We start from the raw sequence: 16,712 nt of genomic DNA on the forward strand, positions 1-16,712 counted from the left end.
TTTACTCAAAAATCTAAAGTTTGTTTCTGTATCTTTCAGGAAAATAGGGTATACTATATGTAAACGATTTCAAAGGAGTTCAGTTATGGCGAAAACATTTTTTATTCCAAATAAACAGAGCATTTTAGGAGAACAGGAAATTTTGACTGCCAAGTCCGTCTTGGCCTTGGTAGATGGTTTGGAGTCACATAGCTATGATGCTGTCTATCTCCGTCAGCCTCTTAACCGTCTCGAGTATATCGAGTGTGCGATAGTGAGGCAATCACAATTTCTTTTTAAGGTCAGTTATGCTGATGATCAAAAGGCATATCGTGTCGATCTTCCTGATCTACTCACGAAGACAGACTGGCGGATTATCAAGTCATTTTTAGATGCTTTGCTTGCTTATACAGGAACTGAGATTGAAGGGCTAGATGGTTTTGATTTTGAAGCTTATTTCCAAGCAAGTATTCAAGCCTATCTGGCAGATACTGTAGCCCGCTTTACGATTTGCCAAGGAATTTTTAACCCTGTTTTCTTTAGTCGTGAGGACTTGAAAAGCTTTTTAGAGGAAGACGGCTTGGCTCAGTTTGAAGCGCGTGTACGTGCGGTTCAAGAGACGGATGCTTACTTTGCAAGAGTTTCCTTCTATCAGGATGGAGAAGGCCAAGTGCACGGTGTTTACCATCTGGCTCAAGGCGTCAAGACCATTTTACCGAGAGAACCATTTGTTCCTGCAGCCTATATTGAGCAATTGGTGGATAAGGAAGTGCAGTGGGAGATTGACTTGGTTCAAATCACAGGAGACGGCTCTAAACCAGAAGACTATGAAGCCATTGCCCGCTTGGACTATGCAAAATTCCTAGAGTCATTACCATCAGCATCTTACCACCAACTAGATGCCAATCAATTAGAAGTGCAACCCATCCTAGGACAAGATTTTAAAATATTAGCACAAGAAAAGTAAAGCAGAAGCAGGTCAATCGACTTGCTTTTTTACAAATAAAAAATCCTGCCATGGAAGACAGGATTGCTACTCAATGAAAATCAAAGAGCAAACTAGGAAGCTAGCCGCAGGCTGTACTTGAGTACGGTAAGGCGAAGCTGACGTGGTTTGAATTTGATTTTCGAAGAGTATGAAGTTTAAAGAAAGGCCAAGATACGGAGATAATCTCCAATCAGTGCCACTTCAGCTACAAAGAAGAGGAGGATAATAACTCCGTTCACAAGGACAGACAAGAATAACTGATAAAAGGAGTCGGTTTCACTTGCTTGACTTGGTCTTGTAATGATATGGAGACTGGCAAGCAGAATGATTCCAATGCTAATCACACACAAGAGGGCTGTAAATCGTAGGCTGTCAAAGAAGGCAAAGAAACTAGCAATAGCAGTGAGGAAGATTGGAATTGCCAAAAGTTGACTATATTGTTGGAGAATCTTTTCTAGCGTCCAGTATTTTTCTTGGTGGATAAATCGTCTCACAACGAAACTACCCAAGAGGAATGAAAAGAAGAAGAGTGTTGTTGCTACTAGGATAGAGATAATCGAAAAGAGATTTAATGATGCAAATTGTTCAGGGAAGTGATTATGCATAGTTGCTATATGTCCATAGTAAGCATGTTTGATGTGGTAGATACTAAAGAAAAAGGAAGACGCAGAAAATAGAATGAGTAAGAGAAAGGCTGTGTAACTGTGTGTGCTACTTGTTTCAAGATTGCTCGTAGGAGATTTGATTGCTTCCACTAGCCAAGACCAAAAATCAAGTACTTGCTCTTTCCATTTATCCGTAGATTTTGGAGCTTGGTCGGGGATATAGGGACTTTCTAAGGATTGACTGATAAGAAGGGGCTCTTTCGTGGTTGATTTTTGCTGAGGAAGTGCTTCTTGACTCTCTTCAGCTATAGTGACTTTTTCTGTTTCTTTAGAAAGGTCTGGCTCTTTTTCAGTAGAATTGGATGCTTTCTTTTCTTCTGTTTCTGTTTTCGCTTTACTGTCTTCAGGCGTTGCAATTTTTTCTTCTTGCTGGCTTTCCAGTTCGATTTCAGCTTGAGAGACTTCCTCCTCTACTTGAGTATTTTTTTCAATTGGCGTATCGACATCGGCTATCGTTTCTTCAGCCTTGTCTACAACATCTTTGGGTTGTTCATCAGGCTTGTTCTTGCTTGTTGTTTTTACAAAATCATTACTTTCAAACCATTCTTGTTTCATGGTAGAACCTCCTTTTTCTGGTTGTTGCCTATTTTTACATTAGCAGATGTAAGCGCTTTTGTCAACGATTTCTAGAAGAAGATTCGTGTTCCTCTGATTTGAGTAGATAGATATCCTGGTCTGCCCTTGCGATGAGTTGATCTTTTGCATCTGCTTTTTCTGTTTTATAAGGATTGCTTAATCGTTCATCTTTGTTTTCTTCGTTTTTAAACGAACGCCTTCCTTCTCTTAAAAAATGAAGAATAGAACCATGTTTTGTTGAAAGATCTAAGTTGATTCTTTGTTTTTCTTCTTCGGAAAGTAGCAGTTGTAGGTCTGTTTTTGCCATCAATTCCACCTTACCATGTACTTGGATTTTTTCAGCGTGGAAGTGATTTTCTGTTGACTCTAGCTGACTATCTGTCAGTTCTGTGCTAAAGATATTGATGATATTTGGTGTTTTGAATTTGCTGTTTTTGATACGACTTCCTTCAATTCGGAGGAGATAACCATTTGTATTGATAGTTGCATTTTCAAGACTAGCATTAGTGATACTGGTTTGTCCACGATTGGCTGACACGTTGATCCCTTTTAGACTTCTCCCTTTTGGCAATTGGAGAATAACTTCATCAAAACGACGAGAGTAGCTACTTGCGATATGGAGAATCCCGCCAATTCCAGAAGAGAGAAACGGAGCTTCAGACAGTTTCTTATCCGTTAGGCTCAGAGTTTTATCGTTTTGATTCGTAACAAGATCATGGTGAGCAGAAAGAGATGGATGGTAAGAAATGTGGATTTGATCATCGAAAGAGTCTGTGATGGTCAGTGCGTGTTGATGGAGAGTAATCTCTAGGTTTTCGACTTCCTTGCCAAAGGTCAACTCTTCCATCCGACTATCATAGACAGGTTCCTTGGACATGGCAAGTAGGCTCTTAATTCCGTCAGATTGGATGCCTACAAAGAGCAGGATAAATCCGATAACAGTAGTCACTACACCAAAAATGAGAAATCCTCTTGTCCATTTATGCATGATGATCACCTCTCTTTCCTTTTTTAAGAACAAATTGCACCAGGCGAACAATGAGTAGACCGAAGAAGCGAGCTACATAGGAAATACCTAGTAAAACCAGCGAAGAAGCACCAATAGCCAGTAAACCAGAACCAAAAATCAAGATAAAGGCTGATTTGGCTTGGGCGAGAACAGTGAAACTTTCAACTAAAAATAGGAATCCGCCGATGATACCAAGTATGGAAACCGCAAAGAAAGCCAAAATGACAGTCAAAGCTGCCACAAGGATTGCGAACAGGGACACGAGGATGGCGATTCCCAGAGGAATACCGATGGGTGCTGCAAGGAGGGCTAATAAGGCGATATGCAAAATTTGTCGGTTATTCTTTTGAGCGGGTGCCTCATTGATTTTTTTATCGAGAAGATTGGAGAGGACTTCGTGGGCTGCTTCCTTAGGAGTTCCCAAACTAGCGATGAGTTCTTCTTCTCCTTCGACTCCAGCATCGTCAAAGAGTTCTCTGAAATAGTCCATGGCTTCGATGCGGTCAGCTTCAGGTAGTTTCTTGAGATAGAGTTCTAGCTGAGTCAGGTATTCAGTTCTTGTCATGGCGGATACTCCCTTCTATGATGCCATTGATAGTGTCTGTATAGAGTGTCCATTCATCTTTTAGGGTTACGAGCTGTTCTATACCACCATTTGTCAAGGAGTAGTATTTGCGCATGCGACCTTGGAACTCTCTAGAATAGGTTGTCAGAAAGCTATTGCCTTCCAATTTTTTGAGAATGGGATAGAGTGTAGATTCTTTGATATTAGCGATCAGCTTAATGGTTTGGCTAATCTCATACCCATAAGAATCATCCTGCTCCAGTACGGCCAAGATGAGAAATTCAATCAAGGCAGAGGATGTTGGAAAGTACATGGGGAACCTCCTTTTCTAATGTGTAAAATTTTTATATATAATTTTTCTACACATACATTGTACCTCTAAAAGAAAGCCCTGTCAAGAGGAATGTGTAAAATTTTTATATATGATAACAAAAATGTTTGGCCCAAAGCCAAAAGGGATTAAGCAACAATTAGTTGCTTAATCCCTTCCTAAAACACTTGTCCTTTTTCTGCAGAACGGACTAAAACGGCAATGTCTGAAGCTGGTACAGATTTTGAAAGGTTTTCCAAGATGGCAGCACCGAGTCCACCTGTAACGCCTGTGATTAGCGTAGTCATTGTATTCATCCTATTAGCTTAATTTTGTAAAGGTTCCTTTGTAGTTAAGGAACTGATTGTCTGGTAGAGTAATGTTGGTATAGACAATGTCTTGGTTGAAATCTTCTACTTGGCAAAGAGGTCTCAATGAACATTCTAATGGATTATTAAGACGAAGTAGAATTCCTAGAAAATCAATGTAGGGTATATTTAGAGATTTTTTAATTATATAAAAAACTTCTAGGAAAAACTAGAAGTTTAGAGGATTTTATCAGCTCTGTCCACTGTGAAGAGAGCCACAGTCATCAGGATATCGACGAGTAAGAGGGCAGCTACAGCTGGTACCCATGAGTGGAAAAGGTCAAAACTGTAACCAAATAGGGTTGGTCCAAAGGCTGCTAGAATATAGCCTCCTGTTTGAGATAAGCCAGACAATTGGGCAGTCTTTTCAGGGGCGCTTGTCTTGAGTGAAAAGTTGACCATGAGATAAGGGAAGAGGGCGCTGGTTGCGGTTCCGATGAGGAGATGGATGGCAAGCCAGTAAATGAAATTATTGATTGGGAAGAAGAGCATGGAAATGCCGACCACACCAACTAGTGAAACCAGAGTGAGCATGAGCTGACGGTTACGAGTAGATAAACTGGTTGTCAGGCTTGGGATAGTCATTGAAAAAGGAATGCTAATCAGAGAGAAGATAGAGGTCAGCAAGCCAGCTTCGTGACTGGATAGGCCTGCATGGATAGCCATGGTAGGTAGCCAGGTCATAGCGGTGTAAAAGAGCAAGGATTGAAAACCTGCAAAGACAATCACTGCCCAGACTTGTTTATTATGCATGACCTTTGCTTTGCTTTTTTGTTTGGTTTGTGGAGTCAGTCTGTGATTATAGCGGTGATTTGGGAGCCAGACCAAAAAAGTTGCTAGACAGAGCAGGGTGAGGAGGATGATAAGTCCCTTCCAAGAACTGACTTGTGTAATGGGCACAGCTAGATAGGAAGCCAGAGCCGTCGCAACCCCCATAGAAGTTACATATAAGGTGGTCAGAAAACCAATTTTCTTTGGTTGATTGGCTTGGATAAGACTAGGAAGCAGCACATTGATGACTGCGATACTTGCCCCAACCATCAAGGTTCCTAGATAGAGCAGGGGCAGATTGATTAGTCGAATGAGAGAACCGATGGTCAAGAAGAAAAGGCTATAGGTGAAGAGATGCTCCAAGCCAATTTTCTGAGCCAGTCGGGTAGAAAATAGCGAGAAGAGGGTAAACATGAGGAGAGGAAGGCTGGTCAGGACACCAAGCGAACTAACTTCTACTCCCAACCCTTGCGAAATATCTCCCAAAATAATGGGTAAAACAGTAAAAGGAGTCCGCAAGGAAACACCAATCAGGATAATACCTGGAACAAAAAAGAGTGATTGCTTTTTCATATAATACCTCTTCTAGCTGATTTTAATAACAGCTTATTTTAAGGCTTTTTCCCTATAATGTCAAGTAAGGTTTCGGGCTTTCAAGATAAAAATAGGAAAGTCTTGAAAATTATGATAAAATAGTGGAAGGAAATCTATATATTGGAGAAAAACTGTGCTTGAAAAGCAAAAAATTAGCGTCTTGATGTCGGTCTATGTAAAGGAAAATCCGACATTTTTGAGAGATGCCATTAATAGTATTCAAAATCAAACCTTGCAACCGAGCGAATTGGTTCTCGTAGAGGATGGACCTCTCACACCAGAACTCTATCAGGTATTAGACCAGGTTGAAGCTGAGTCTGATATTCCAGTGAAACGCTATCCTCTTGAGCAGAATCAAGGTTTGGGTCTGGCTCTTCGATACGGTGTTTTACAGTGCCAGTATGATATTATTGCCCGTATGGATACGGATGATATAGCTGTTCCAAATCGTTTTGAGAAACAGGTTCAGCTAATGGAGAAGGATAACCTCGATCTATTAGGTGGACATATTGCAGAGTTTATTGACAATCCTGATGAGATCGTTTCTTACCGTCGTGTTCCAACCCAGCATGCAGATATTGTAGCTTATCAAAGAATGAGAAGTGCCTTTAACCACATGACTGTCATGTTCAAGAAGGACATGGTTCTCAAGGCAGGCAACTATGAGGATGGCCTTTATATGGAGGATGACCTCCTCTGGCTCAATATGATTGCTGCAGGAGCTAAGACTGGAAATCTGGATCAAATCTTGTGTAAGGTTCGTGTTGGAGCAGGAATGTTTGAGCGTCGTGGGGGACTGCGTTACCTCAAACTCTATCGTCAAGCTCGTCAGCGCATGCTGAAGCGAGGGCAAATTTCTTACATGGAATATGCGAAAAGCATTGCCATTCAAGCAATCGTTGCACTTTGTCCAGGTTTTGTACGTCAGTTTATTTTTGTCAAGCTTTTAAGAAAAAGCAAATAAGTTATAGACAAAACAAATAAATTATATTATTATAACAATAAAATCCTTTAACTCTTTTAAGGAGGAGTAAATTTCTATGAATAAAAAACTCACAGATTATGTCATTGATCTGGTGGAAATTTTAAATAAACAACAAAAACAGGTTTTCTGGGGAATATTTGATATTTTGAGTATGGTGGTTTCCATCATTGTATCTTATATCTTATTCTACGGATTGATTAATCCGGCACCTGTTGACTACATTATCTATACGAGTTTGGCCTTCTTGTTTTATCAATTGATGATTGCATTTTGGGGCTTGAACGCTAGTATTAGTCGTTACAGTAAGATTACGGATTTCATGAAAATCTTTTTTGGTGTGACTGCCAGCAGTATCCTGTCATATAGTATCTGCTATGCCTTCTTGCCACTCTTCTCCATCCGTTTCATCATTCTCTTTATCTTGTTGAGTACCTTCTTGATTTTATTGCCACGGATTACTTGGCAGTTAATCTACTCCAGACGCAAAAAAGGAAGTGGTGATGGAGAACACCGCCGTACTTTCTTGATTGGTGCCGGTGATGGTGGAGCTCTCTTTATGGATAGTTACCAACATCCAACTAGTGAATTAGAACTTGTCGGTATTTTGGACAAGGATGCTAAGAAAAAGGGCCAAAAACTTGGTGGAATCCCTGTTTTGGGTTCATATGATGATCTGCCTGAATTGGCTAAACGCCATCAAATCGAGCGTGTTATCGTTGCGATTCCGTCACTTGATCCGTCAGAATATGAGCGTATCTTGCAGATGTGTAATAAGCTGGATGTCAAATGTTACAAGATGCCTAATGTTGAAACTGTTGTTCAAGGACTTCACCAAGCAGGTACTGGGTTCCAAAAAATTGATATCATAGACCTTTTGGGCCGTCAGGAAATTCGTCTTGACGAATCGCGTCTGGGCGCAGAACTGACAGGTAAGACCATATTAGTCACAGGGGCTGGTGGTTCAATCGGTTCTGAAATCTGTCGCCAAGTTAGTCGCTTCAATCCTGAACGCATCGTCTTGCTCGGTCATGGGGAAAACTCAATCTACCTTGTTTATCATGAGCTGATTCGTAAGTTCCAAGGGATTGATTATGTGCCAGTTATCGCAGACATTCAAGACTATGACCGTTTGTTGCAAGTCTTTGAGCAGTACAAGCCAGCTATTGTTTATCATGCGGCTGCTCACAAGCATGTTCCTATGATGGAGCGCAATCCAAAAGAAGCCTTCAAAAACAATATCCGTGGAACCTACAATGTTGCTAAGGCTGTTGATGAGGCCAAAGTACCTAAGATGGTTATGATTTCGACAGATAAGGCAGTTAATCCACCAAATGTTATGGGAGCAACCAAGCGCGTGGCGGAATTGATTGTCACTGGCTTTAACCAACGTAGCCAATCGACCTACTGTGCGGTTCGTTTTGGGAATGTTCTTGGTAGCCGTGGTAGTGTGATTCCAGTCTTTGAACGTCAGATTGCTGAAGGTGGGCCTGTAACGGTGACAGACTTCCGCATGACCCGTTACTTTATGACTATTCCAGAAGCTAGCCGTCTGGTTATCCATGCTGGTGCTTATGCCAAGGATGGAGAAGTCTTTATCCTTGATATGGGCAAACCAGTCAAAATTTATGACTTGGCCAAGAAAATGGTCCTTCTAAGTGGACACACCGAAAGCGAAATTCCAATTGTTGAAGTTGGAATCCGCCCAGGCGAAAAACTTTACGAAGAACTCTTGGTATCAACCGAACTTGTTGACAATCAGGTTATGGATAAGATTTTCGTTGGTAAGGTTAATGTCATGCCTCTAGAAGCCATCGATCAAAAGATTGAAGAGTTCCGCACTCTCAGTGGAGATGAGTTGAAGCAAGCCATTATTGCCTTTGCCAATCAAACAACCCATGTTGAGGCGGTAAGTTTGCTAGTCAAGGAGTAAAACGACGAAGATTAGCATTTACTTCCGCCCATGCGATAGCTGTCCGTGATTGACAAGTGCTAGCACGCAGACAGAACGGAGATAGCGAACCGCTGAGTGTGTCGCTCTGCTCGTAAAAGCTTAGAAACCTTTGAACGAAAGGGATAATGAAAGCCTTGATTGCAAGGCTTTTTGCTTTATGGTGGGTAAGTATCAGAGTGAGAAAATTTTTGGAATGAGTAGAAGTGATAGCTAGAAATTATCAGTTTCTATTTCCATTTACCCTGTGGGTACGTGTTTGTTTCCATTGACAAGGAGTTTGTGGGAATAGAAATGTACCCACCTTGTTTGAATCAAGTGAAGTGTAGTTGAAGGAAATCTGTTGAAAGCAATACTTCATTTTACCGAATAAGTAATAATTTAGGCAACTTCAAATCGATTAAAAAAAACTATTTTAAAGGTTAAGAGTAGACAAAAATTGTCCACTCTTTTTTGCAAACTCAATTTATCAATAAATGAAATGAGGGAATGTAAAATGAAATATTTTGAGGTTGAGTTAGAAAATCCTGATGAATTTTTAAAACTACAAACAGAAGATTTTGTGAAAGCTAATCGCTTGCTACTAAGGAAGATAATCCAGAGCGTTACAGTCTATGAAGAAAACTTCGTCATATCCTTTAAATCTGGCATCGAATTGGAAGTATGAGTCTCATTCCATAACTTTTATATTGAACATATCATCTTGTTGTGTTATACTATAAATTGATATAAACAAAGATGTAGGAGGAACCGAAACTATGACAGCCTCAATGCGTTTAAGATAAGCTGGCAATAAAAAAAGCAGAATCTATACCCGATGATAGGCTTTTTTGTTGTGCTTATTTATACGATATTGAGCATTCATTAGTTACGGTGAGGATATTGGTTATTTAACTATACCTTTATTTAACTATGTCTTTAATATGAATGTTTCCAAATTGTATGTATGCAGACCAAAAGCCACATTGTGGGGTTTGGCCTGCATTTTTTATTGCCTAGAATGCTATTCAAAATAGAAATTCAAGCAAAATAATATGCAGGAGATAATATAAATGGAAAAATACAACAATTGGAAACGAAAATTTTATGCAATATGGGCAGGGCAAGCAGTATCATTAATCACTAGTGCCATCCTGCAAATGGCGATTATTTTTTACCTTACAGAAAAAACAGGATCTGCGATGGTCTTGTCTATGGCTTCATTAGTAGGTTTTTTACCCTATGCGATTTTGGGACCTGCCATTGGTGTGCTAGTGGATCGTCATGATAGGAAGAAGATAATGATTGGTGCCGATTTAATTATCGCAGCAGCTGGTGCAGTGCTTGCTATTGTTGCATTCTGTATGGAGCTACCTGTCTGGATGATTATGATAGTATTGTTTATCCGTAGCATTGGAACAGCTTTTCATACCCCAGCACTCAATGCGGTTACACCACTTTTAGTACCAGAAGAACAGCTAACGAAATGCGCAGGCTATAGTCAGTCTTTGCAGTCTATAAGCTATATTGTTAGTCCGGCAGTTGCAGCACTCTTATACTCCGTTTGGGATTTAAATGCTATTATTGCCATCGACGTATTGGGTGCTGTGATTGCATCTATTACGGTAGCAATTGTACGTATACCTAAGCTGGGTAATCAAGTGCAAAGTTTAGAACCAAATTTCATAAGGGAGATGAAAGAAGGAGTTGTGGTTCTGAGACAAAACAAAGGATTGTTTGCCTTATTACTCTTAGGAACACTATATACTTTTGTTTATATGCCAATCAATGCACTATTTCCTTTAATAAGCATGGAACACTTTAATGGAACGCCTGTGCATATTTCTATTACGGAAATTTCCTTTGCATTTGGGATGCTAGCAGGAGGCTTATTATTAGGAAGATTAGGGGGCTTCGAAAAGCATGTATTACTAATAACAAGTTCATTTTTTATAATGGGGACCAGTTTAGCCGTTTCGGGAATACTTCCTCCAAATGGATTTGTAATATTCGTAGTTTGCTGTGCAATAATGGGGCTTTCGGTGCCATTTTATAGCGGTGTGCAAACAGCTCTTTTTCAGGAGAAAATTAAGCCTGAATATTTAGGACGTGTATTTTCTTTGATCGGAAGTATCATGTCACTTGCTATGCCAATTGGGTTAATTCTTTCTGGATTCTTTGCTGATAAAATCGGTGTAAATCATTGGTTTTTACTATCAGGTATTTTAATTATTGGCATTGCTATAGTTTGCCAAATGATAACTGAGGTTAGAAAATTAGATTTAAAATAAACAATATTGGAGGAATATTTATGTATCTTATTTTCATGTAACTCTTCCTGCTAAAATCGCAGGGTTTTCCCTGCATACAAGCAAATGAAAGCATGCGATTATAGACAGGAGGAAATGTTATGGAATTAATATTAAAAGCAAAAGACATTCGTGTGGAATTCAAAGGACGCGATGTTTTAGATATAAATGAATTAGAAGTATATGATTATGACCGTATTGGTTTAGTAGGAGCAAATGGTGCTGGAAAAAGCACTTTACTCAGGGTACTTTTAGGAGAATTAACTCCCCCAGGATGTAAAATGAATCGTCTGGGTGAACTTGCCTATATTCCCCAGTTGGACGAAGTAACTCTGCAGGAGGAAAAAGATTTTGCACTTGTAGGCAAGCTAGGTGTTGAGCAATTAAATATACAGACTATGAGCGGTGGTGAAGAAACAAGGCTTAAAATAGCACAGGCCTTATCGGCACAGGTTCATGGTATTTTAGCGGATGAACCTACGAGCCATTTAGACCGTGAAGGAATTGATTTTCTAATAGGACAGCTAAAATATTTTACAGGTGCACTGTTAGTTATTAGCCATGACCGCTATTTTCTTGATGAAATAGTAGATAAAATATGGGAACTGAAAGATGGCAAAATCACTGAGTATTGGGGAAACTATTCTGATTATCTTCGCCAGAAAGAGGAAGAACGTAAGAGCCAAGCTGCAGAATACGAACAATTTATTGCGGAACGTGCCCGATTGGAAAGGGCTGCGGAGGAAAAGCGAAAACAGGCTCGTAAAATAGAACAGAAGGCAAAAGGTTCTTCAAAGAAAAAAAGTACTGAAGACGGAGGGCGTTTAGCTCATCAAAAATCAATAGGAAGTAAGGAAAAAAAGATGTATAATGCTGCTAAAACCCTAGAGCACAGGATTGCGGCCTTAGGAAAAGTAGAAGCTCCGGAAGGCATTCGCAGAATTCGTTTCAGGCAAAGTAAAGCATTGGAGCTCCATAATCCATACCCTATAGTCGGTGCAGAAATTAATAAAGTATTTGGGGATAAGGCTCTGTTTGAAAATGCATCTTTTCAAATTCCGTTAGGAGCAAAAGTGGCGTTAACTGGTGGTAATGGAATCGGAAAAACAACTTTAATCCAAATGATCTTAAACCATGAAGAAGGAATTTCTATTTCGCCTAAGGCAAAAATAGGTTACTTTGCACAGAATGGTTACAAGTACAACAGTAATCAGAATGTTATGGAGTTTATGCAGAAGGATTGTGACTACAATATATCAGAAATTCGTTCAGTGCTAGCACCTATGGGGTTCAAACAGAACGATATTGGAAAAAGTTTATCTGTTTTAAGCGGTGGAGAAATTATAAAATTGTTGCTTGCTAAAATGCTCATGGGTAGATATAACATCCTAATAATGGATGAACCCAGTAACTTCCTTGACATACCAAGTTTAGAGGCTTTGGAAATACTAATGAAGGAGTACACCGGAACTATCGTGTTTATCACCCACGATAAACGATTACTCGAAAATGTAGCAGATGTAGTTTATGAAATTAGAGATAAGAAAATAAATCTGAAACATTAAATTTAAGGTAGTCGCTGGTCAGTATAGTCTGTTCTGGTTGGCGACTCCATTGTTAAAGAGTATAAAGACTTTAGATTTTATGAATATTAAAAATAGGAACAGTCAATTGAACTGCTCCTATTTTTCTGCTAAATATATTGTAGTTTTCTTATATGTATAATGATAGATTAGCGGATTCTCATCTACGGTACTTACTTCAAATATGAAGAAGTGATCGCGGTTATCTCTGGACTTTTCCTTATTGAGGACAAAGTAATTCTTACGTGAAGTCGCCATTGTTTTTAGGATATCATCAGTTAGGAAGGTCAATGGAATATTCATGTTAGAGTAGCGGTAGAAGTCACGTTCAAAATCTTGGTAGCTCTCGCTATAATAGTCCATTTGTAGGTGATTACGCTGAAACTCAAGCTGATTCATAGAGCACCTCCTCGACAAGTTCAATACTAATAATGTCTTTTAATTTCAAATTGATGTGACCTGTTGTAGTTTTTATCAAAATGAAATCTTTGGTCAGACTTGGTATTGTTCCAGTGTAGGAAACACGCTTGTTTTTTTCAATCACTTGAATGCGTGTGCGTAGCTGCCCGGCGTATACTTGACTGAGGAGTAATAATTTCTTCTCTAGTGATAAGTCAGACATGTACGTTACTTTGTTTGTATCATCAGAGAGTGCTGATGCATGTTCAGATAGGAAAAAGCCCATCCATTTTTGCATCTTTGTATCCTGGTACTCTCTTGCTGATTGAAATGGTAAATATGAACGGTCAATCATATCAAATCCTTTCTATGCAGAGGCAAGGGTATTTTTATCAAATTGAATCGTAAAACCTTGAATTCCCCCACCTGTGTAACATTCTTTAAAGCGATTGATTACCTCAGTATAGATTATCACAGATGAGCTTGTTGGCTTAATGCTAAATGTAAATTCCAATGGTAATCGGTTTTCAGATTTAGCATGTACTAGTCGTATCGATATTTCAGTTGTTTTGAGTTTTCTCTGACGAAGTTTTGAAGTTGCTGTTTCAACGATTCCATGTAAAAATCTTTCAAGCATTTCAATATCATTACATCCTTTGCTACGGATTTCTGAAAATTGTACTGTATTTTTTTCTTGTTTCATTTTAATCCCTCCAATCCACCCGCGGAATGACCACCGATAAGTTTACTGCGTTCAATATTTCTGGAACCTTCAGTTAGGACGGTTCCTTTTTGTATGGCTAAAAAACCAAACTGTTCTCTGACAACATCAATAGCTGTCTGAAGTCTATTATCTTTTTCAATTTGTTCTACATCATCAAAGAGTGATAGTAGAGTATAGCTTTCATCTACGAAGCCACTATAAGATACACCAATTTGTCTCACTGCACCAGAGGTGTATTTTTTCGGAATAATACAAGTACATGACTCACCATTGTTTTGGGGAGATTTGCGGGTTCAATTTTATTCTGAGCATTTATAGATTTTTTCATCTCAGTCCTAGAATAGCCAATATGAATAGAAACGACAGTAGTCAATACTAGGGCTACTGTTCCGTTCCACAGTATCATTTAAAAATCATTTTCACACCCTTTCGTCTATTAGTATAGAAGAAAGCTCTCAGCACACGTTGAATAAAAAAGAAAACCGCATATTATCAGTTCTGAAGAACCTTGGTAATATGCGTTTTGTTATGTAGAAACTTGCTCCATTTTCTTCTGAAATGGGGTTGTCGCCCAGTCTATGTTATTGAAAATACTCCAAAACTTCTATGGGTTTGTGAGCGATATAATCAGGCTGATAGTTTAGTAGATCTGCTTGTTCTCCAAATCCCCAAGTGACGGCCAATTTCTGAATGCCTGTTTCTTGAGCTCCCAGCATATCAAACTTGGTATCTCCGATGATGATGGCTTGTTCCGGTGCTAGTTGATGTGTCTGTAAGGCTTGGCGAATGACATCGGCCTTATGGGGTGCTTCAGGGCTGGAACCATAAATGCCATCAAAGAAATGATGGATTCCCAAGTTTTTAGTCATGTCTTGAGCGGTTGGAGCATTCTTTGTCGTGGTGATATAAAGAGGGTAATTGCTCGATAACTTCTCAAGCAAGTCTACAATCTGGGGAAAGAGTTGAGCTTCATAGATGCCTTTTGCCTTGTAGTAAGAACGGTATATCTGGACAGCCTCAGAAATTTGTTCTTTGGAAAGGCAGGTCGCAAAACTACTTTCGAGAGGCGGTCCCATAAAACTACGAATGGTTTTGGCATCAGGACTAGGCACCCCCAGTTCCTTAAAAGTATGAGTAAAGGCATTGTGAATCCCGATAGAACTGTCAACGAGGGTTCCATCCAGATCGAAAAAGATAGCTGAGATAGAGGTCATGGTTTCTCCTATTTGATAAGCTTATTCTCCGAAAATTTCTTTTTGGAGGCGACGACCAGTTGGGGTAGCAGCAAGTCCACCTTCAGCTGTTTCACGAAAGGCAGTTGGCATGCTTGAACCCACTTGGTACATGGCATCGATAACTTCATCCACAGGGATTTTAGATTCGATACCTGCCAAGGCCATATCTGCTGCGATGAAGGCAAAGCTAGCTCCCATGGCATTGCGTTTGACGCAGGGAACTTCGACCAAACCTGCAACAGGGTCACAGATGAGGCCTAGCATGTTTTTAATGACAAAGGCAATAGCCTGGCTGGCCTGATAAGGTGTTCCGCCTGCAGCTAGAGTCAAGGCGGCAGCGCTCATAGCAGAGGCTGAACCAACCTCAGCTTGGCAACCGCCCTCAGCACCCGAGATAGAGGCGTTGTTTGCGATGACTAGTCCAAAGGCACCCGCAGCAAAGAGAAAATCCAGTTGTTGCTCATGGCTGAGGTCTAATTTTTCAATAGCAGCAGTGAGAACGGAAGGGAGACAGCCAGCACTTCCTGCGGTCGGAGTAGCGCAGACCAAGCCCATTTTGGCATTGTGTTCATTGACTGCGATAGCATTTCGGGCAGCAGAGAGAATTGTGTAATCTGACAGAGTTTTTCCGTTTTTGATGTAGTGATCCAGTTTAGCAGCATCTCCACCTGTCAGGCCACTACGAGATTTATTTTCATTGAGGCCAAGTTGGACAGAGGCTTTCATGACTTCCAGATTGCGTTCCATGAGAAGGAAGACTTCTTCACGTTCGCGACCGGTCAATTCAAACTCTGTTGTAATCATGAGTTCTGCGACATTTCCTTGAAAGTCCAGATCTGCTTGCTCGACCAATTCTTTGATAGAATAAAACATGCTTCCTCCTATTTAAAGAAATTGACATTGTGGAGATGAGGGATTTTTCGAATTTCTTCGATAGCCTCATCACAGTTGCGACTATCAACTTCGATAATCATAATGGCTTTTTCACCAGCTTTTTCACGAGTAACATTCATCTGGGCGATATTGATACCATAGCGGGAAAGTGCCTCTGTTACGAGGGCAATCATACCTGGAATATCTTGATGAACGATGATGATAGTCGGTGTATTCATATTGAGAGAGACGGCAAAACCATTGAGTTCGGTGACCTGAATATTCCCACCACCGATAGAAATACCAGTTACGCTGATGGTCTTGTGGGCATTTTTGACGGTAATTTTAGTGGTGTTTGGGTGAGGGGCATTGCTGTCTTTCTGAATGGTCCAGACAATCTTGATACCACGTTTGTGGGCAATCTCCAGACTGTTTGGGATTTCAGGATCATCTGTATCCATGCCCAAAATACCTGCAACAAGGGCTAGGTCTGTTCCGTGACCACGATAGGTTTTGGCAAATGAGTTAAAAAGTTGGAATTCGACTTCTGTCGGAGTATCATCAAAAATGGAAGAGACAATCTTCCCAATACGAACAGCACCAGCAGTATGGCTACTAGATGGGCCAATCATAACTGGTCCGATGATATCAAAGACAGATTGAAAACGAAGTGATTTCATCAGTTTCCCCTTATAAAAATTCTTATCTCTATTATATCAAAGAATGAAGGTCTTGGCTTTAATTGTGGATGAAAACCTTTTTACACTACAAATAGCATAAAAAAGCATCTTTTGTAACAAAAAATAGCTTATTTAGGGAAATAAAAAATAATTTTGTAATATTTCTACATAA

The 16,712-nt window shown here is 39.9% G+C and carries 20 protein-coding genes; 6 read left to right on the plus strand and 14 right to left on the minus strand.

The annotated features are described in order from the left end of the window. Window positions 1-85 precede the first annotated feature (85 nt). A complete protein-coding gene (locus MK482_RS01120; protein WP_268717767.1) occupies window positions 86-946 on the plus strand; it encodes a DUF4299 family protein in 861 nt (286 codons plus the stop codon). A 176-nt stretch (window positions 947-1,122) separates the two neighbouring features. Here the strand turns inward: MK482_RS01120 and MK482_RS01125 are convergent, their stop codons facing one another. The 7 genes from MK482_RS01125 to MK482_RS01150 all read right to left on the minus strand — a co-directional run bounded on the left by MK482_RS01125 (window position 1,123) and on the right by MK482_RS01150 (window position 5,804). Beyond that, window positions 1,123-2,187, minus strand: a complete 1,065-nt coding sequence (locus MK482_RS01125; RefSeq protein WP_268717768.1) for a DUF6574 domain-containing protein — start codon at window positions 2,185-2,187, stop codon at window positions 1,123-1,125. A gap of 61 nt (window positions 2,188-2,248) precedes the next feature. Then, window positions 2,249-3,196 (minus strand): DUF4097 family beta strand repeat-containing protein, encoded by a 948-nt coding sequence (locus MK482_RS01130; protein WP_268717769.1) that lies wholly within the window; start codon window positions 3,194-3,196, stop codon window positions 2,249-2,251. After that, window positions 3,189-3,782 carry a DUF1700 domain-containing protein gene (locus MK482_RS01135; protein ID WP_268717770.1) on the minus strand — a complete coding sequence of 198 codons (594 nt, stop codon included), beginning with the start codon at window positions 3,780-3,782 and terminating at the stop codon, window positions 3,189-3,191. Before MK482_RS01135 ends, MK482_RS01130 begins: the two co-directional genes overlap by 8 nt. Further along, window positions 3,769-4,095, minus strand: a complete 327-nt coding sequence (locus MK482_RS01140; RefSeq protein WP_000273859.1) for a PadR family transcriptional regulator — start codon at window positions 4,093-4,095, stop codon at window positions 3,769-3,771. The genes MK482_RS01135 and MK482_RS01140 overlap by 14 nt, the downstream gene beginning before the upstream one ends. Window positions 4,096-4,271: 176 nt before the next feature. Next, window positions 4,272-4,400: an SDR family oxidoreductase gene (locus tag MK482_RS01145; protein ID WP_268717771.1), complete on the minus strand. Its 129-nt coding sequence runs from the start codon at window positions 4,398-4,400 to the stop codon at window positions 4,272-4,274. Between the two features lie 13 nt (window positions 4,401-4,413). After that, window positions 4,414-4,527, minus strand: coding sequence for a MoaF-related domain-containing protein (locus MK482_RS09010; protein WP_419151361.1), 114 nt, complete (start codon window positions 4,525-4,527; stop codon window positions 4,414-4,416). A 110-nt stretch (window positions 4,528-4,637) separates the two neighbouring features. Continuing rightward, complete coding sequence (locus MK482_RS01150) at window positions 4,638-5,804, minus strand: CynX/NimT family MFS transporter (protein ID WP_000744886.1); 1,167 nt, start codon at window positions 5,802-5,804, stop codon at window positions 4,638-4,640. A gap of 154 nt (window positions 5,805-5,958) precedes the next feature. On the opposite strand from MK482_RS01150, the gene MK482_RS01155 reads away from it, so the two are divergent. The 5 genes from MK482_RS01155 (at window position 5,959) to msr(D) (ending at window position 12,611) form a co-directional block, all read left to right on the plus strand. Continuing rightward, window positions 5,959-6,789, plus strand: a complete 831-nt coding sequence (locus MK482_RS01155; protein ID WP_000890772.1) for a glycosyltransferase — start codon at window positions 5,959-5,961, stop codon at window positions 6,787-6,789. A 76-nt stretch (window positions 6,790-6,865) separates the two neighbouring features. Continuing rightward, window positions 6,866-8,740, plus strand: a complete 1,875-nt coding sequence (locus MK482_RS01160) for a polysaccharide biosynthesis protein (protein WP_268717772.1) — start codon at window positions 6,866-6,868, stop codon at window positions 8,738-8,740. A gap of 514 nt (window positions 8,741-9,254) precedes the next feature. Further along, the gene (locus tag MK482_RS01165; protein WP_000873143.1) at window positions 9,255-9,425 is read left to right on the plus strand and encodes a hypothetical protein; all 171 of its coding nucleotides are present in this window, start codon (window positions 9,255-9,257) and stop codon (window positions 9,423-9,425) included. A 385-nt stretch (window positions 9,426-9,810) separates the two neighbouring features. Continuing rightward, the gene (gene mef(A) / locus MK482_RS01170; RefSeq protein ID WP_000417519.1) at window positions 9,811-11,028 is read left to right on the plus strand and encodes a macrolide efflux MFS transporter Mef(A); all 1,218 of its coding nucleotides are present in this window, start codon (window positions 9,811-9,813) and stop codon (window positions 11,026-11,028) included. Between the two features lie 119 nt (window positions 11,029-11,147). Next, window positions 11,148-12,611: an ABC-F type ribosomal protection protein Msr(D) gene (gene msr(D), locus MK482_RS01175; RefSeq protein WP_268717773.1), complete on the plus strand. Its 1,464-nt coding sequence runs from the start codon at window positions 11,148-11,150 to the stop codon at window positions 12,609-12,611. A gap of 117 nt (window positions 12,612-12,728) precedes the next feature. Here msr(D) and MK482_RS01180 read toward each other — a convergent pair whose 3' ends face one another. The 7 genes from MK482_RS01180 to sdaAB all read right to left on the minus strand — a co-directional run bounded on the left by MK482_RS01180 (window position 12,729) and on the right by sdaAB (window position 16,540). Continuing rightward, on the minus strand, window positions 12,729-13,028 hold the full coding sequence (locus tag MK482_RS01180; RefSeq protein WP_001072467.1) for a DUF5960 family protein: 300 nt from the start codon (window positions 13,026-13,028) through the stop codon (window positions 12,729-12,731). Continuing rightward, window positions 13,015-13,383 (minus strand): hypothetical protein, encoded by a 369-nt coding sequence (locus MK482_RS01185; protein ID WP_000567222.1) that lies wholly within the window; start codon window positions 13,381-13,383, stop codon window positions 13,015-13,017. Before MK482_RS01185 ends, MK482_RS01180 begins: the two co-directional genes overlap by 14 nt. A gap of 12 nt (window positions 13,384-13,395) precedes the next feature. Continuing rightward, on the minus strand, window positions 13,396-13,731 hold the full coding sequence (locus tag MK482_RS01190; RefSeq protein ID WP_000806926.1) for a hypothetical protein: 336 nt from the start codon (window positions 13,729-13,731) through the stop codon (window positions 13,396-13,398). Beyond that, window positions 13,728-13,973 (minus strand): hypothetical protein, encoded by a 246-nt coding sequence (locus tag MK482_RS01195; RefSeq protein ID WP_001813542.1) that lies wholly within the window; start codon window positions 13,971-13,973, stop codon window positions 13,728-13,730. The genes MK482_RS01190 and MK482_RS01195 overlap by 4 nt, the downstream gene beginning before the upstream one ends. A gap of 360 nt (window positions 13,974-14,333) precedes the next feature. Then, a complete protein-coding gene (locus MK482_RS01200; protein WP_268717774.1) occupies window positions 14,334-14,966 on the minus strand; it encodes an HAD family hydrolase in 633 nt (210 codons plus the stop codon). Window positions 14,967-14,987: 21 nt separating this feature from the next. Further along, the gene (gene sdaAA / locus MK482_RS01205) at window positions 14,988-15,860 is read right to left on the minus strand and encodes an L-serine ammonia-lyase, iron-sulfur-dependent, subunit alpha (protein ID WP_049509903.1); all 873 of its coding nucleotides are present in this window, start codon (window positions 15,858-15,860) and stop codon (window positions 14,988-14,990) included. Window positions 15,861-15,868: 8 nt separating this feature from the next. After that, window positions 15,869-16,540: an L-serine ammonia-lyase, iron-sulfur-dependent subunit beta gene (gene sdaAB, locus MK482_RS01210; protein ID WP_000838912.1), complete on the minus strand. Its 672-nt coding sequence runs from the start codon at window positions 16,538-16,540 to the stop codon at window positions 15,869-15,871. Window positions 16,541-16,712 lie beyond the last annotated feature (172 nt).

The organism is Streptococcus mitis, assembly GCF_026782865.1.
Classification (GTDB): domain Bacteria; phylum Bacillota; class Bacilli; order Lactobacillales; family Streptococcaceae; genus Streptococcus; species Streptococcus mitis_CG.

Excerpts from the sequence above, each read along its gene's own strand:
- MK482_RS01120 (WP_268717767.1), top strand. The coding sequence starts at position 86 with ATGGCGAAAACATTTTTTATTCCAAATAAACAGAGCATTTTAGGAGAA.
- MK482_RS01125 (WP_268717768.1), bottom strand. The coding sequence starts at position 2,187 with ATGAAACAAGAATGGTTTGAAAGTAATGATTTTGTAAAAACAACAAGC.
- MK482_RS01130 (WP_268717769.1), bottom strand. The coding sequence starts at position 3,196 with ATGCATAAATGGACAAGAGGATTTCTCATTTTTGGTGTAGTGACTACT.
- MK482_RS01135 (WP_268717770.1), bottom strand. The coding sequence starts at position 3,782 with ATGACAAGAACTGAATACCTGACTCAGCTAGAACTCTATCTCAAGAAA.
- MK482_RS01140 (WP_000273859.1), bottom strand. The coding sequence starts at position 4,095 with ATGTACTTTCCAACATCCTCTGCCTTGATTGAATTTCTCATCTTGGCC.
- MK482_RS01145 (WP_268717771.1), bottom strand. The coding sequence starts at position 4,400 with ATGACTACGCTAATCACAGGCGTTACAGGTGGACTCGGTGCTGCCATC.
- MK482_RS01150 (WP_000744886.1), bottom strand. The coding sequence starts at position 5,804 with ATGAAAAAGCAATCACTCTTTTTTGTTCCAGGTATTATCCTGATTGGT.
- MK482_RS01160 (WP_268717772.1), top strand. The coding sequence starts at position 6,866 with ATGAATAAAAAACTCACAGATTATGTCATTGATCTGGTGGAAATTTTA.
- MK482_RS01165 (WP_000873143.1), top strand. The coding sequence starts at position 9,255 with ATGAAATATTTTGAGGTTGAGTTAGAAAATCCTGATGAATTTTTAAAA.
- MK482_RS01180 (WP_001072467.1), bottom strand. The coding sequence starts at position 13,028 with ATGAATCAGCTTGAGTTTCAGCGTAATCACCTACAAATGGACTATTAT.
- MK482_RS01185 (WP_000567222.1), bottom strand. The coding sequence starts at position 13,383 with ATGATTGACCGTTCATATTTACCATTTCAATCAGCAAGAGAGTACCAG.
- MK482_RS01190 (WP_000806926.1), bottom strand. The coding sequence starts at position 13,731 with ATGAAACAAGAAAAAAATACAGTACAATTTTCAGAAATCCGTAGCAAA.
- MK482_RS01200 (WP_268717774.1), bottom strand. The coding sequence starts at position 14,966 with ATGACCTCTATCTCAGCTATCTTTTTCGATCTGGATGGAACCCTCGTT.
- sdaAA (WP_049509903.1), bottom strand. The coding sequence starts at position 15,860 with ATGTTTTATTCTATCAAAGAATTGGTCGAGCAAGCAGATCTGGACTTT.
- sdaAB (WP_000838912.1), bottom strand. The coding sequence starts at position 16,540 with ATGAAATCACTTCGTTTTCAATCTGTCTTTGATATCATCGGACCAGTT.